General features: G+C 55.0%; 16 protein-coding genes, 1 tRNA gene and 2 pseudogenes. 5 read left to right on the top strand and 14 right to left on the bottom strand.

The window, feature by feature from the left end:
• The first annotated feature begins 131 nt into the window (after window positions 1-131).
• Window positions 132-827 (top strand): pirin family protein, encoded by a 696-nt coding sequence (locus V6F78_RS03850; RefSeq protein ID WP_169840265.1) that lies wholly within the window; start codon window positions 132-134, stop codon window positions 825-827.
• A gap of 61 nt (window positions 828-888) precedes the next feature.
• Here V6F78_RS03850 and V6F78_RS03845 read toward each other — a convergent pair whose 3' ends face one another.
• Complete coding sequence (locus tag V6F78_RS03845) at window positions 889-1,425, bottom strand: hypothetical protein (RefSeq protein WP_047293655.1); 537 nt, start codon at window positions 1,423-1,425, stop codon at window positions 889-891.
• Window positions 1,426-1,482: 57 nt separating this feature from the next.
• Window positions 1,483-2,664: a purine nucleoside transporter PunC gene (punC, locus tag V6F78_RS03840; protein ID WP_047293657.1), complete on the bottom strand. Its 1,182-nt coding sequence runs from the start codon at window positions 2,662-2,664 to the stop codon at window positions 1,483-1,485.
• A gap of 118 nt (window positions 2,665-2,782) precedes the next feature.
• Here punC and punR point away from each other — a divergent pair, with 118 nt between their 5' ends.
• Entirely contained in the window at window positions 2,783-3,706 is a 924-nt protein-coding gene (gene punR, locus V6F78_RS03835) for a DNA-binding transcriptional activator PunR (protein WP_047293659.1), read from the top strand.
• On the opposite strand, the gene V6F78_RS03830 is transcribed toward punR, so the two are convergent.
• The 4 genes from V6F78_RS03830 to V6F78_RS03815 all read right to left on the bottom strand — a co-directional run bounded on the left by V6F78_RS03830 (window position 3,700) and on the right by V6F78_RS03815 (window position 6,930).
• Window positions 3,700-4,308 carry a LysE family translocator gene (locus V6F78_RS03830; protein WP_047274568.1) on the bottom strand — a complete coding sequence of 203 codons (609 nt, stop codon included), beginning with the start codon at window positions 4,306-4,308 and terminating at the stop codon, window positions 3,700-3,702. The two genes, punR and V6F78_RS03830, sit on opposite strands and share 7 nt — an antisense overlap.
• A 226-nt stretch (window positions 4,309-4,534) precedes the next feature.
• Complete coding sequence (locus V6F78_RS03825) at window positions 4,535-5,071, bottom strand: DUF4174 domain-containing protein (protein WP_047293660.1); 537 nt, start codon at window positions 5,069-5,071, stop codon at window positions 4,535-4,537.
• Between the two features lie 196 nt (window positions 5,072-5,267).
• The gene (locus V6F78_RS03820) at window positions 5,268-5,843 is read right to left on the bottom strand and encodes a DedA family protein (protein ID WP_047280631.1); all 576 of its coding nucleotides are present in this window, start codon (window positions 5,841-5,843) and stop codon (window positions 5,268-5,270) included.
• Window positions 5,844-5,883: 40 nt separating this feature from the next.
• Entirely contained in the window at window positions 5,884-6,930 is a 1,047-nt protein-coding gene (locus V6F78_RS03815; RefSeq protein WP_332726645.1) for a DMT family transporter, read from the bottom strand.
• A 291-nt stretch (window positions 6,931-7,221) separates the two neighbouring features.
• On the opposite strand from V6F78_RS03815, the gene V6F78_RS03810 reads away from it, so the two are divergent.
• The 3 genes from V6F78_RS03810 to V6F78_RS03800 all read left to right on the top strand — a co-directional run bounded on the left by V6F78_RS03810 (window position 7,222) and on the right by V6F78_RS03800 (window position 9,461).
• A tRNA-Leu gene (locus tag V6F78_RS03810) sits at window positions 7,222-7,308 on the top strand.
• 549 nt (window positions 7,309-7,857) lie between these two features.
• Window positions 7,858-9,198: an S-type pyocin domain-containing protein gene (locus tag V6F78_RS03805; RefSeq protein ID WP_169858518.1), complete on the top strand. Its 1,341-nt coding sequence runs from the start codon at window positions 7,858-7,860 to the stop codon at window positions 9,196-9,198.
• A gap of 2 nt (window positions 9,199-9,200) precedes the next feature.
• A complete protein-coding gene (locus tag V6F78_RS03800; RefSeq protein WP_047293664.1) occupies window positions 9,201-9,461 on the top strand; it encodes a bacteriocin immunity protein in 261 nt (86 codons plus the stop codon).
• Window positions 9,462-9,488: 27 nt separating this feature from the next.
• Here V6F78_RS03800 and V6F78_RS03795 read toward each other — a convergent pair.
• From V6F78_RS03795 to V6F78_RS03760, 8 genes and pseudogenes are all read right to left on the bottom strand, one after another.
• Window positions 9,489-9,854 (bottom strand): annotated as a pseudogene (locus tag V6F78_RS03795) (DNA adenine methylase); the annotation flags it as partial.
• A gap of 68 nt (window positions 9,855-9,922) precedes the next feature.
• Window positions 9,923-10,456: pseudogene (locus V6F78_RS03790) on the bottom strand (glycoside hydrolase family 19 protein).
• A gap of 132 nt (window positions 10,457-10,588) precedes the next feature.
• The gene (locus tag V6F78_RS03785) at window positions 10,589-10,837 is read right to left on the bottom strand and encodes a hypothetical protein (protein ID WP_047293665.1); all 249 of its coding nucleotides are present in this window, start codon (window positions 10,835-10,837) and stop codon (window positions 10,589-10,591) included.
• Between the two features lie 190 nt (window positions 10,838-11,027).
• On the bottom strand, window positions 11,028-11,474 hold the full coding sequence (locus tag V6F78_RS03780; RefSeq protein WP_169858520.1) for a hypothetical protein: 447 nt from the start codon (window positions 11,472-11,474) through the stop codon (window positions 11,028-11,030).
• 347 nt (window positions 11,475-11,821) lie between these two features.
• The gene (locus tag V6F78_RS03775) at window positions 11,822-13,075 is read right to left on the bottom strand and encodes an MFS transporter (protein ID WP_332726644.1); all 1,254 of its coding nucleotides are present in this window, start codon (window positions 13,073-13,075) and stop codon (window positions 11,822-11,824) included.
• Window positions 13,039-13,641, bottom strand: a complete 603-nt coding sequence (locus tag V6F78_RS03770; RefSeq protein ID WP_070414346.1) for a DUF1349 domain-containing protein — start codon at window positions 13,639-13,641, stop codon at window positions 13,039-13,041. Before V6F78_RS03770 ends, V6F78_RS03775 begins: the two co-directional genes overlap by 37 nt.
• Before the next feature lie 3 nt (window positions 13,642-13,644).
• Window positions 13,645-14,298: an HAD family hydrolase gene (locus V6F78_RS03765; RefSeq protein WP_169858521.1), complete on the bottom strand. Its 654-nt coding sequence runs from the start codon at window positions 14,296-14,298 to the stop codon at window positions 13,645-13,647.
• The gene (locus V6F78_RS03760; protein ID WP_047293675.1) at window positions 14,298-14,972 is read right to left on the bottom strand and encodes a dihydrofolate reductase family protein; all 675 of its coding nucleotides are present in this window, start codon (window positions 14,970-14,972) and stop codon (window positions 14,298-14,300) included. Before V6F78_RS03760 ends, V6F78_RS03765 begins: the two co-directional genes overlap by 1 nt.
• Window positions 14,973-14,991: the final 19 nt, after the last annotated feature.

Below are 14,991 nucleotides of genomic sequence, written 5' to 3'. Positions count from 1 at the left end.
AAGATCGATTTAATCGATCGTTTTTAAGCGTTTTTTAACCTTTTTATAGATGATTGCCACGGGCACACTGGCTCCATTCTCATTCGGGTCACTGTTCATTGCCCCCGACTGACCAGAACAGGAGATGCATCATGCTTGAACTCAGACCCTTCAACACCTTGGGCGGCGCCCATCACGGTTGGTTGGATGCCCATCACCACTTTTCGTTCGCCGAGTACTACGACCCGCAGCGCATGGGCTGGGGCAATCTGCGGGTGTGGAATGACGACATCATCGCGCCTGGCACCGGCTTCCCGAAGCACCCCCATCGCGACATGGAAATCATCACTTACGTGCGTGAAGGGGCTATTAGCCACGAAGACAACTTGGGCAATAAAGGCCGTACCGAAGCGGGCGACGTGCAGGTGATGAGTGCTGGCACCGGCATTGCCCACAGCGAATACAACCTGGAATCCACGGCAACGAAGATTTTCCAGATCTGGATTTTGCCAAATCAGGCCGGGGATCCGCCTTCTTGGGGTGCCAAGCCGTTTCCGAAGGGCCAACGCGAAGGCTTTGTGACGCTGGCCAGCGGTAAGGAGGAAGATCACGGCAGTTTGCGCATCCGCGCCGACGCCCGGGTGATGGCGGCCACGCTGAAAGCCGGTGAAACCGCCGATTATCGGCTGGGTGAGAGACGCCGCGCTTATCTGGTGCCCGCCAGCGGAGCGATCGAGGTCAACGGTGTGCGCGCCAACGCGCGGGATGGCGTGGCGATTGTCGATGAACAGGTGCTGCGTGTAACGGCGCTGCAAGACAGCGAAATCGTGCTGGTAGAGGTCGCCTGAAGGCCGTCAGCCAAAGGCCGGACTCCCCTGAGGAAGTCCGGCCTTTGGGCTGCGCCGCGTATCACGACAAAGGGTTGTCGATCTGGATATACAACGAGAATGCTCCCAGCACCATCCAGAAAATGGCAAACAACCACGGGGAGCGCACTGAAAACATTAACGACTTCTTGTACCCCTTGTGGGTGGACTCCATCTCGCAGAACAACGGCGACTCGTCGTACGCCATGCCCATTTGAGGTTCGCTGCTCAGCAACTCACTTTGCTTGAAGTGCCAGTGGTCAATGATGTCGTACGCCGCGCGAATGCCCGGCCAGGCATTCAATGAAATCATCAGCCCCAGCACGGCCAGCATCGGCGGCACGGTCAGGGTGAAAAACTTACCCCACTCCGGGTTCAGGTTGGCCATGCACGAGGCGAAGGCAATCACCAGAAACGACTGGGCCGCCAGGTAGGCGTCAGTGCGGTGGGACAGAATGCTGGTCTCGTACTGAATTTCGCGCCGGTAAAAGTCCAGGCGGTCCTTGGGTGATCCGAACATTTTTGCATCATGTTCGGAATGCACCTGTTCAGGGCTCTGGGGGGTAATGATCTGGGTCATCCAACAGGCTCACAGTGTGACTCGATGAACCTTGGATGCACCCGTTCACGACAAAGTTCAGCGCGTTGCAAGACGTTCGGCGGTGGCCGTGCGACGTTGGATCAAATAACCAAGTACAGCCACGGGTGCCGAAGCCAGCATGACGTCCACCGTGATCTCCAGCGGATGCGAGATATAAGCTGACACCACCAGGCTACCGAGAAAGCACAGGCCCAACTGCAGCGTGTTTTGCAAGGCAGCGGCTTTGCCGGAATTCTCTGAAAACGGCAGCAGCGCGTGAGCGACCACGATCGGATAACTCGCACCGTTCACCAGTGCCATCAGGCAAAACGGAATCAGCAACGTGGTCAGCGTCGGCTCGGTCTGTGTCGCCACTGCATACAGAGCCACCATGCTGATGCAGTACGCCAGCAGCAACCAGGGCAGTAATGTGTGACCTTTGATGTGCTGCAACGCACTGCGACAGCTGTAACCGCCGATCAAAAACGCCAGCGTCGGAAAGGCGTAGCTCAAGCCGATGTCATTCGGGCTGTACCCCATGTCGCCCAATATGAAGGGCGATGCCGTCAGCCAGGCAAAGAAACTCGCCGAGCACGCGGCAAAGATCATGACGTTGCCACTGAACGTCGCCGAACGCAGCAGTTGCCAATAACTCACGCGTGCCACGTGCTGTTGAATGCGCGGCCGGGCTTTTTCTTTAAGCAACAGTGTGGGCAGCAGCAGCAGCACGGCAATGCCAAACAGCACCGTGAAGATGGCTTGCCACCCCAGGTGATTGAGCACCACCGCGCCCAGCAACGGCGCTAAGGCGGGAGACAGGCCCATCAACGGCATGATGCCGGCGAATACGCGATTGGCTTTGTCTGCCGGGTAACGGTCGATCACCAGAGCTTGCCAGGTCACGGCCGCGGCGCAAATGCCGATGGCTTGAATGAAGCGCAGGCTTAATAGCCACAGTGCGCTGTCGACCCACAGCATGCCCAGGCACCCCAGAGCAAACATCGACAGCCCGGCCAGCAGCACCGGCTTTCGGCCCAGGCGGTCCGACAAAGGTCCCCACAGCAATTGACCCACCGCAAAACCGGCGAGAAAGATACTCAAGCTGGCGCCCACAGCGCCTGCCGACAACTGCAAGTCTGTGCGCAATGTGCCGAATGCCGGCAGGTACATGTCCATGGCCAGATAACCCAGCATGCTGAGCCCAGCCAGATACAGCGTGAATCCAAACGAGTTTTTCATGTGCACCTATAGCTTCCCATCAAACAATTTGTTGACTGGCGCGCATTATCCGGCTGAGCATTGGCTTGTGAAGCGATAATATTTTCTGTGTGATATCAATTAATTTGAAGGCAGCATTGTGTGGTCTGAATACTCCCTGGATGTCATCGATGCCGTGGCCCGCCATGGCAGCTTCAGCGGCGCGGCTCAAGAACTGCATCGCGTACCTTCGGCCGTGAGCTATACCGTGCGCCAACTGGAAATGTGGCTGGCGGTGCCGTTGTTCGTGCGTCGCCATCGCGATGTGGAGCTGACTGCCGCCGGGCAGCTGTTTGTCAAAGAGGCCCGCGATGTGATGAAAAAAATGCTCGGCACCCGGCGTCTGTGCCAGCAGGTGGCCAATGGTTGGAGCGGTCAGTTGCGGGTGGCGGTGGACTGCATCACCAAACAGCCGCGTTGCCAGCAAATGGTCATCGACTTTTACCGGCACTTTCCCGACGTCGAATTGATCGTCCACTACGAGGTGTATAACGGTGTGTGGGACGCACTGGTGGACGGCCGTACCGACATGGTCATCGGTGCCACGCGCGCCATACCGGTGGCGGGCAGTTTTGCGTTCCGGGACATGGGGTTGCTGCACTGGTTGTGCGTGGCAAGTCCGGATCACCCGTTGACGGACTTCGAGGGGTTGCTCAGTGATGAGCAGTTACGGCCTTATCCATCCCTGTGTATGGACGATACCTCGCGCAGCTTGCCCAAGCGAGACACCTGGACGCTCGACAACCAGCGGCGAATGATGGTGCCCGACTGGTCATCGGCCCTGGCCTGCTTGAGTGAGGGCCTGTGTGTCGGCATGGTGCCCGCCCATCTGGCGCGCCCGCTTATTGAGCAAGGCCGGCTGGTGGCCTTGCACTTGCAGCGGCCCTTCCCGGCCAGCCCGTCCTGTATTGCCTGGGTCCAGAACAATCACTCGCCCGCCATGAGCTGGCTACTGGAGTACCTGGGGGATACCGACACGCTGAGTCAGGAATGGCTCAATGACCCGGATGAACAGGATCACTGATCGAACAGAATCGGGTACAGCGACACCACCAGCAAAAGCGCCATCGTCACGTTAAACACCAGCAACCACTTCGGTTGAGTCAATACGTTGCGTAATGCGCTGCCACAACCGGCCCAGAGGCAGACGCTCGGCAAGTTGATGAGGGCGAACACCAGCGCAATCACGCACACATTGGTGAGGTAGCCCTGAGACGGGGTGTACGTGGTGATTGCGCCAACGGCCATCACCCAAGCCTTGGGGTTGACCCACTGAAAGGCGGCGGCTCCCCAAAAGCCTAATGGCTGACGGTGATCGTTGTCTGCAGTGGACAGTGGCCCCGACGTGGCGACTTTCCAGGCCAAGTACAGCAAGTAGGCAGCGCCGAGGTAACGCAAGACCGTGTAGGCCATGGGCACCGCCTTGAAGACGCCCCCCAGCCCGAGCCCCACGGCCAGAACCAAAACCATGAAACCGGCACTGATCCCCAGTGCATGGGGAATGGTGCGGCGAAAGCCGAAGTTGACCCCTGAGGCCAACAGCATGGTGTTATTGGGGCCGGGGGTGATGGACGACACAAAAGCAAACAACATGAAAGCAGAGATCAATTCGGGGGAAAGCGGCATAACGACATCCGGCTGGCAAGGGTTGATGATCTACACCCTAACGGATTGCCTGCTGCACCTTGCGCTACAGCTGAGCTGTATTTCAACCGAACACTTTGCGGGCCTTTACTGTTTTGAATACATGCATTTCACATGGCATTCACATTCAGGGGGCTAGATTGAACTCACTCCTTTAGTGAATCCCTCTTGGCCCGCTTCCCCCAGCGGGCCTTTTTTTGTCGCGGATTTAATCCTCCAGGGCTTTGACCGGTTTTGCAGGTTTTGCGGGCTTGCCGGATTTGTTCGGGGTGCCCGGTGTGCCTGCTGGCTCGGGCTGAGCTTGCGCTTGTAGGGTCTTTTCAGCAGGCGGCAAGGCATCGACTGTTTTGAACAGCGTGCTGAGGTCCGCTTCCCCCTCTGACTTATATTTGATCTCGCCGTCCTTCCCGATCAGAAACACCTTGGCTTTATCAATGATCATGCCCGGTTTGAGCCCCCGGATCAGCGACATGGTGGACTGCGGCTCAAGGTCTTTGCCGTCACGCTGACCGGTGATGCCAACAATGGTGTAGAGCACCATGTTGCGTTCATCGAAGGCCTTTTTTTGAGCCGGGTCTTCAAGGGATTTTTTCAGGGTGGATAAGGTGGGGTCACGCTCTGTGCGCGCCACAATTACCAGTGGCCTTGCCTTTGCGCGCTCCTGATCAAGGGGGTTAGGAACTTCAACGGCGTGTGCTATTCCCGTGACCAGCACACTGGCGAGGATCATTGAGCGTATCAACATGCGGACCTCCTTTCTTGTCATCGGACCGGCGCGCAACCCTCGCCAACACCACATGAAACCTGCCCTTCGACCTGCTGAACAAGAGTCTAGGTCAAGGGGGGCGTCACGCAACCGGGTAGCCGGACTTTGCCTTTCAGGATTATTTTTTGCAACCGCGTACCCGCCATGGGCGCTGCACACTGTGCATCGCATTTGACTAAGCAGCTTTGCGCTTTGCTCTGAAATGACGGATCAACCCCACGGCCACCACCAAGGCGACCACGCCCAGCGCAATCGGCAGACGATAAGGTTTCAAATCACCCAGTACTCGTTGCAAGAACTCCCCTGCCCAATACCCTGCGCTGGCAAACAGCGTGGCCCACACCACCGCGCCGACCAGGTTGATGCACGCAAACTTGAGGGGGGACACCTTGCTCGCGCCGATCACCATGGGGCCTACCAGGCGCATGCCGTACAGAAAGCGCACCGAAAAAATCGATACCGTGGGATGGTGTTGAATCAATGACGTGACCTTGTCGATGGCCGCCTGTTGTTTATGCAAGCGCGGCAGCAGGCGCTCGCCAAAGTAGCGACCCGCCCAGAACAACAGTTGATCACCCAACATCCCCGCCAGACTGGCGTAGCCGATGACGGGCAGCAGCTTCAGGACATGCTGATGGGCCGCCATGCCGCCTAAGATCAGGATGGTCTCGCCTTCGAGCAGGCAGCCGATAAAGATGGCCCAGTAACCGTAGGTGGCCAGCAGGTAGTTAACGTCGACGTGTTCAAACATGCGCGCTCATGTGCTCCGTTTAAGGCCGGGTACTTCAGGGTCAGTGCCGGTGCCTGTGATGAATGTCCGGGAAGTGAGGATGACTGTGGCGTACAGGCAAATGGACATGTGCATGGGTATGGGGTTCCAGAGCCGGATCATCGGCGTCATGAACGTGTTGGTGGTGCTCATCATGGCGATGGCGATGAGTGTGCTCCAGACGCGCATGCTGGTGGTCATGTGCATGCACCTCAGTCAGGTGCAGCCATACACCCAGGCCCATGAACGCTGCCGCAAGCCAAAACAACCACGAGACCGATTCACCCAGTATCACGATTGAAATCACAGCCCCCAAAAACGGCGCGGTCGAAAAATACGCCCCCGTTCGCGCCGCCCCCAGCCCGCGCAAGGCCAACACGAATAACACCAGGCTCACGCCATAGCCCAAAAAGCCAATCAATAGCGTCGGGAACAGCACCTCCACCGAGGGCCATCGGGCGCCCAGTGATGTGGCCAGTGCGCAGTTCACCAGCCCGGCAACCCCACCTTTTGCCCCGGCAATGTAGAGCGCATCAGACGCTGACACTTTGCGCGTAAGGTTGTTGTCCACCGCCCAGCACAAACAGGCAAACGCCACCGCCAGCGGGCCCAGCCACGAGCCCGTGCCGCTGGCCCCCTGCCCTGACGGCAAGGACAACACCACGCCCCCCGCAATAATGGCCAGCATTCCCGCCACGATACGGCGATCGGCGTTCTCCCTGAACACCACCCACGCCAACAGTGCGGTCAGTACGGGCTCCAGATTCAGCATGAGCGATGCCGTGGCGCCTGAAGTCAGTGTCAACCCGTACATGAGCGCCACAGGGCCTAATACGCCACCGAAGGCAATCGCTCCCGCCAGCCATGGCCATTCACCTGCACTCAGGCCTGAAGCCTTCCACCCGCGATCCCGCAGGCAGCGCACACACAGCACGCCCGCCCCGCTGCCCAAATACAACAAGCCTGCCAGCAGCACGGGCGACATGTCGGCCCCCAGCAACTTGGCCAGCGGCGTGCTGGCGCCGAACAAGGCTGCCGCCGAGAGCGCATAGAGCACACTTGAATTCATTTCACCCACTTCTGTCTCAGACCTACAGACACCCTAGCCTAGACCTCCCAAAAAACTTACGCATCAACCTGAAACTTTCATGCATCGATCAGGATAATCCCCTTCGAACAAACTCCCCGAAACCCTAGGCACCTGATTTTTCGAAGGTTTTGTTGAGTCTGAGGATAAAAAATCTGCCCTCTCCAACTTGCTTCATCCCGTAAGCCTCTATATATTCATCCACCTGTCACGCAGGCCTGGGTACTTCGATTCAGCAAGACCCGCCGGTTTGACGCGCTACACCGCGCTACCGCCCGAATGGCGAAATTGGTAGACGCATGGGACTTAAAATCCCCCGTTCGAAAGGACGTGCCGGTTCGATTCCGGCTTCGGGCACCAAACAAATCAAGGGCCTGCATGAGATTCTTCATGCAGGCCCTTTGTTTTTTGTTCCGCAATTTTTCATTTTTGCCCCTCCCCTTGCGTACTGCCAAAGCACTAAAATTCAAGACATCCCAGCCACAGCCAAACCTCTAGCACCCCATGCCCGCAATGGCATTGCAAACCCCTTAAACATGGCCGCTATCTCTGGTGCTCGCTGCAATCGAATAGCCATAGATGCCCATAGGTGCGTGAGAGAGTCACGCAAAAGTCACGCAGGCTATTTTCCCTCCCTTGGCGTCCTGCCGAACCACCAAACCAATCCTATCGAATATGACTTCGTACTGTGTACGTGGTCACACCCCAGACTGGGAACTCATTCCCTTCCACGATATGCCGGTCGGATACTTTGAATTTTCAGACTTGAAACCTCGATGCAGTACAAAGCACAAACCTATAAAAAACATTTGAAATTAGCGACTTTACCTACAAACAACAGGGATTAGCCTGATTTATCTGCAAGCCTTATCTCGCTAATTTTCGGCGCTCTCGATAAGGAAGCGTCTTATGGCCAGTACCAAGGGATTACCTCAAGTACAGCGAAAATCAAGAGGTGACGCTTGGCATAGTCACACCTACTACGAGGACATGGACTCCACTGAGCTGAAGGCGTATCAGGAACGTATAAATAATTACAACGCCATGCTGGAACGCCAATCTGTCCACATGGAAAAGCGTTTGGCTGATTTGACGGCCCAACAGAACCGACTTCAAACAGAGCGTAAAGGCTGTGTATTTGCCAAATGCTCCAAATTGCCTGACCAGGTAATCAACTACAACGAACCAAATGGGTTTGTTCCGGTTGATAGGCTGGACGATTATGGCAATTGGGGAATTTTAGGCGCCCGCGAGGTTGATAGCTCGGGGCTGGTTCCTCTAAAGAAGATCAGCGGATCCGTGCCTGCCGGGGTCGGATCTTTGGCTTTGAGGGGCGTTGCTAGCCGTGCTGCCTCATCTGCTGCCGTGGGGGGCGGTACTACCCTAGGGCTCAGCACGATTCTGGGATTTGTCGCCATGCTCTGGCCGTCAGATATTGCAGACGGTGCGCTGTATACCGAAGACCAGCTGCGCTCACTTACAAAGGCACGCACGCGACTACGCCTACATATCGAGCCCCAAGCGGATGGCTCACTTAAAGGATACGGCTTCCACACAGGTAAAAATCCTGAATGGGAAATGATTGATGTCGTTCAGTTTAACCAGCGTGGCTCCCAGCAAGTGGCTGACTTTGGCGGTGGAGTAGAACTAATCTGGACACCTGCCGTTGACCCTAAAGACACATTAGGTATCCCTGCATTACAGGGTGCGCCACAAGCGCCGAAAATCTGGATCTATCCACCTACCCCGATGGCAGATAGCATCATCGTCGACCCGATCTACCCTCCGGATTACAAAGACTTCATCTTAGTGTTTCCGGCAGATTCGGGAGTACCGCCTCTATACATTGTATTTAGTCTGCGAGATAAGCCAGGCGTGGTAACCGGTAGTGGTCAGGATGCTACTGGAATCTGGCTTTCCTCAGCAAACAATGACCTTGGCTCCCCAATCCCCTCAAGAATTGCTGACCAACTCAGAGGAAAGCGCTTCAACTCGTTTGATGACTTTCGAAAAGCATTTTGGATCACTGTTGGTAATGATGCTGAGCTGAAAGCACAGTTTAACAACAGCAATAAGGCTCGAATGCTCGACGGCCTTGCGCCCAGAGCCCCTTATGTCAATACCGTGGGTAAGCGCCGCTCTTTCGAGCTTCATCATAAGCACCCAATCGCCGAAGGTGGCGAGGTCTATGATGTTGACAATCTATGTGCTATGACCCCCAAAAAGCATATTGATTCGCACAGGAAGTAAGAATGATCATTCTGAAGAAACAACTCGCTGAATACACCGAAGATGAATTCTTAGCCATTCTAAAAGATATCTGTACAGCTCAGGGGACTGAAGCCTATCAGGACGACCTGCTTGAAAACTTCATCGAAGTTACTGGCCACCCTGAAGGCTCAGACCTCATTTACTACCCTGAACACGGGGCTGACGATAGCCCCGAAGGCATTTTGAAAACAGTTAAGGCCTGGCGCCAAGTCAATGGGCTGACTGGATTCAAAACCTCATAACACCTCAGACATGCGAAGGGATGAAACCTAAAACAATCCACCCAAAGCCTCGGGCTCCCAATTCATAATGATTAGCTCGCCAGTGACTTCAGCCTTCCCCTGTCGCTGATTGGTGGTCGTGTAGCGAATTTCAGTCGTCTCAAAGTGAAACCCTTCAAATACCCGTCGAATGTCCGGGTGGTCATTGATGCTGACCATCACCTTGCCTTTGCAGCGGCGCATGAAATCGGCCATGCGCTCGTAGTTATCAAACGAGAAGTCCACGCCGTAGCCTGCGGTCTGCCAGTAAGGCGGGTCCATGTAGTGGAAGGTGTGCGCTCGGTCGTATCGCTCCGCACACTCGAGCCACGGCAGGTTTTCAACGTAAGTGCCGGACAAGCGCTCCCATGCGGCCCAAGCGCTGCCAGCCATGAGGCAGAGCATCAAGAGCAGTGCCCCGCCCCACTTCACCGCATCGAGCTTCACGCCAACACCTTGAGGGCACGGGCGTACAGCGCCTGACGATCTGCCGCGTCGTTTTGGCCACCGTTGATGCGTTGCGTGATCTTGTCGAACTGGCCAGCATCGGCCATGGTGTTGAGCCCCCTGCTTGCCCCAAACCACGCTGCCGACATGCACGCATGCTGCCGCTTCTCCAGCAGCTGAGGTTGATTTATCAGGTCGAGGCCCAGTGCTTCGCCGCACGCTTTTGTAGTTGGCGCGGCCCGTGATCTGGATCAGGCCACGGCCGCGAAACTTGGAGCCGTCGCCCGGGTAGGTGTTGCCGAGCTCAGCGCGGCCTTCGTAACGAGCTGCGCTTTAGTCGGCCCCCAAATCTCTTTCGCGTATTTGAGTTGGCCGGACTCATGACCGATCTGTGCCATAAACGCCGCAACGCGCTTGGCGCCGACGATCTGATAGCGGTGCATGGCGGTGTTCAGTACAGGTGCAAGAACGCCGGCAACGTGGCCGGCGTTCGGGAGGATCTGCAGCAGTTGCTGCGTGGTGATGGGCATTCTCAATCTCCAGATATGAAAAAACCCGCACAGGGCGGGTTCTCTTTAGATGAAGCCTTTATCACAACGTGTCAACGCCGTTGATTTTCTAAAGGTGCACCGGGTGAAGCGGGAAATACTGGCTCGACCTCATCAGCCATTGCTGACCCACTTGTAAAGGCGTTTAACGACTGACGCATAATCCCAAGCCAACGCCGCGCCCACGATCGCACCCACCAGACCAAGCTTGAAAGCTGTCTGCTGCCACTGATCGGAGCCATCGAAAATCAAATGCGCAAGCCAATAAAACCCGATGTCGTAATAGGTTTTATAGGTAATCAGGAAGGCGACTAGGCAAAGGGCCGAAGACAAACAAAAAATGACGAATCCAAGTCGTTTCACCGGACTTTCAAATTTTTTACTTTCATGCTCGCCACATCCATACCTAAAAGTCGGGCATTCAACCAATCACAGCTCGTAAAAAGCAAGCAGTTCTGCACTAGACGTCTTTCCTTGAGCTTTCCCTCGAGCACAAAACACACAAAATACTGCCCCCCCCGCATGATAAGGGCCTTCTCAGAAATGTTGGTTATCAGCCTGGCCGTTCAGGTCTTTTATCTGAATCGGGAAAGCCTTCCGCGCCCTGTTTCCAGGCCCGCACCTGAATGCGATAGTCACGCCATTCGCGCTCAGTGCCTGGGACTTCTTCGCTGTCCTCGATGGACTCCAGTTGTTCGGCGATGCCAGGGATCAACTTGGGCACACAACTGTTGGCATGACAGAGCAGTACATTCGGCGCCGCAAGGGCCTGAAAGTGATGCCGACCAAGTAGAAATTTCGTTCCGCAACAAAAATACCCCTTGAAAACAAAGGCTTTCAGGCCAGTTATAGCTGTCGGCCTGCGCAACGCATTTTCTACTAACCTACTGATATTTATAGATTTATTCTCGGACTTAAAATCCCCCGTTCGAAAGGACGTGCCGGTTCGATTCCGGCTTCGGGCACCAAACAAATCAAGGGCTTGCATGAGATTCTTCATGCAGGCCCTTTGTTTTTGCTCCGCAAAAATTCAGATCATTGCTGACTTTAATCGCGCCCATCTGCGGGCATTGCAGGCCGTTACGCAAAGTCGAGAGCGTCCTGCACGTTGCCGGGTGGGGTTTGACTGCCGTTCGGGGAGATTGAACACGTGCCGTTGAACGTGATTGCCCCTTCGCTCAACGCCTCAGCCATAACGTGAGGGCATACGCCAACCACCGACATGACACCGCGCTACGGGGCCCTAAGGATTACACCTGGCAGTAGCAGCAAGCGCGCACTGCCTGCGTCCGGTTCAGGAGTAAGGCTGAACCGGACACCCTTTTTGATGGAGGATTGCGTGATCTATCAAGCGTTGAGGACGGTGGTTTTTTTGGGGGGTGAACAACGAGACATCCACACCAGCAACACCATCATGGCCGCCGGGCAAAACGTGACGGCCAATAGCCCGATGTGCAAATCAGAGTACGCAGCAATAATCCCGACGATCCACGGCACCAGGCTACACCCAGCATTGCCGGAAGCGGTCAGTACAGAAAACATCGTAGCCCCGCCTTGTGGGTAAGCCTCTGACGTGATGGCGAGCATTGTCGGCCATAGGCAACTTCCCGAGAATCCTGCAGCAATGGCAGCGGCCAAAGCGAGGGCCGGACTGGATGAAAAGCTGATCACGAAGAACAGCACCACGGTGACGGCACAGCACCCCAACATCAGTGAAATGGCCGGTACGCGCTCTTGCAACAATGCGGCGCCTATGCGACCCAGCGCCATGCCGACAGAAAAAGCGGCGAGCGTATAACCGCCCACTTCTCTTGAGTACCCCAAACTTTGTTCGGCAAAAGCCGGCAGCCATTGGGACAACCCCACTTCGGTGGCCCCCCCAAGAAAAATCGCAAGCAGGCACGCGATGAAATAAGGCTGTTTGATCAGCGTGGGCATCGATTCACGTTGGCCGCCGTCTTCAATCAAAGGGGGTAAGGTTAAGCCCAAGAACAAGAGCAGTGTAGCCAGGGGAGCAACCATCAGAATCAGCGCAACCGTTCGCCACGAAATGTCCCATTGCAGCGCAACGCTGGCAATCAGCACAGCCGCTACAGCCCCAATACAGAAATACGCGTGCAGCCAGTTCATCGCCGCGCTGCGCCGTTCCGGTTGCAACGCGGCGACGATGGGGCTGAGTATCATGTCCAGCATCCCGGCACCAAACCCCATGACGGCAACGGCACACAACAGCAACGTATAGGACGGAGCCATCGCCACCCACCCTAGCCCCACCAAGGTGGTGCCCAAGGCAAACCTGATGATCAGCGCAATACGTACTCTGTCCGCCAACGGCCCCGTGATCAGGATGGCAACGATGAAACTGAGAAACATCACCGCCGGGATGCGCCCAAGCTGCTCGGTTGTCAGCCCTGATGCGGCTCCGAACGTATGACTGAACGTAGTCAGGAAGACCGGTAAGAAGTTGAGCGCCATCGCCAAACACATCATGGCGGCATAACACGCATACAGCGCGCGACGCTCAGGTCTGCATAAAGACATCATGAAGAAAGGAACTCTAGAGTTTAAAAACGTGAGGAGCCGTGCGCGTTCCACGAGCACTCTGACCACTCGATCTGAGAGAAATGTGCAGCAAACGACGAGTCCCCCGGGCTGCTGGCAAAAAAGCCGAATTGAACACTCTCCTGCGCATGAAACAGATGAAACATACGCATCATCATAAAGTCGACACCGTCAACTGAATATTCGAGAAGAAAGTCACTGTCACGTCGGCTTAAACGGTAGTGCATGGTTTGCGTCACACGATCAAAGTTGGCCATGGACCAATCCGAGAAGCCGTTATTCGTCACCACAGAGAACAGCTGCTGGTAGCCATTACTCTGGTACTCAATGCCACTTTTCATCCAGTTGTTTTCGTCCTGATAGATAAACAGGCCGCACTGATCAAAGTAGGTTGTCGAGGTAAAGGCCACCTTGGCTTTTAACGTCCAGAACTGCTCATCACTGGCCAGTACAATGCCGGGTGCATTGTTGTATTCCAAACCGTAATACGTACCTCGCCAAAAATCGGTGTCCGGTGAGGTGTGAATGACTATTTCACTGTCGGAAAGTGAAAATTGAGCCGGTTTGTTTATCCATTTCAATGCTGAAATATCAAAATGCTTCATTAATTATTGCCCACACAGCCATTGTTTAATTTGATCATGGTGTTCAACACGAATGTCTGCCGCGCTTAGGTTTTGCTGCCCTGAGTTGGCATTCTGATAACCCACACACCGCATTGCCGCTGCCTTGGCAGCGGTCACACCGTGATGCGAGTCTTCAATCACCAGGCATTGCTCAGGCGCTATGCCAAGCCGCTTTGCGGCCAGCAGGAATATGTCGGGATCAGGTTTGCTGTGCGTGACATCATCGCCACACACCACCGTCTTGAAGAACGTCAGCAATTGCGTTTTACGCAAAATAATGTCAACCAGTTCACGGGGTGAAGAAGACGCCACAGCGCACGGTATGCCGGCATTGTTTAACAGGGTCAGAAGTGCTGAGACCCCCGGCATTGCCGACAACGGCTCCTTGGCCAGACGGCTCAACAGTTGCGCCTGATGTTGAGCCATCAACACCTCAAGAGATTCTGTCAGTGCGTAGTCCTGCTTGATGACACTCCACATATAACGTTGCGTGGTACCGACAAACTTTGAGAGTTCGGTTGGATCGAGCGTAACGCCATAACGCGCATAAGAGCGCTGTTCCTGTTCCATGTACAACGGTTCACTGTCGATCAGTACCCCGTCCATATCAAAAATAACGGCTTGAACGTTCAGCATCAGTGCGCACTGCACCGTTCATTTTCACGCTTGAAATGCAGGAAGTTATAGTGCGTACGCGCTTCAAATGCGTGAAGTTTGAACGCATTGGTCATGTCAATATCTTGATAGCCCTCGCCGTCAGTGAGGGTGGTTGTCTCTGAACCACCAATAATAATGGGCAGTTGCATAAGCATGATTTCATCGACCAAATCTAGATTGAACACTTGCCAATTCAGATGGCCGCCGCCTTCAACCATGATGTGTTTGATGCCGCGCGCTTCCAACAGAGGGAAGAGCTGTTTGAAATCAACGCGGTCAACACCGGAAAATATGACTTCTTTCCCTTGCGCGCGGATCTGATCAACCATCGCGTGATCACGCGCCTGTTCAGTCGTCACAATAATCGTGTGCTCAGGAGAGCTTAAGACTTTAGACGATAAAGAGAAATCCAGTGAGGCGGTGGGAATGATTCGGATCGGATGACGACCACTCCCAAAGCGATTATTTAACTGAGGGTCATCCGTCACAATGGTGTTGCGCCCCACCATGATGGCATCCACCTCGCCTCGAAACTTATGAATGAAGCGCATGTCTTCATCGTCGAAGTGCTTAAACAAGGGTTTACTTGATGCTTGACTGCCCAGCGTGAGTTTTCCATCAATTGAAATTTGGCTAAATACAGTAACTTTCATCATAAGTCCTTTACGTGAA

This window comes from Pseudomonas sp. ESBL9 (assembly GCF_036668715.1).
GTDB classification, from domain to species: Bacteria; Pseudomonadota; Gammaproteobacteria; order Pseudomonadales; family Pseudomonadaceae; genus Aquipseudomonas; species Aquipseudomonas lundensis.
The sequence above is the reverse complement of the archived record's forward strand: the minus strand, read 5'-3'. Positions and strand labels throughout refer to the sequence as shown.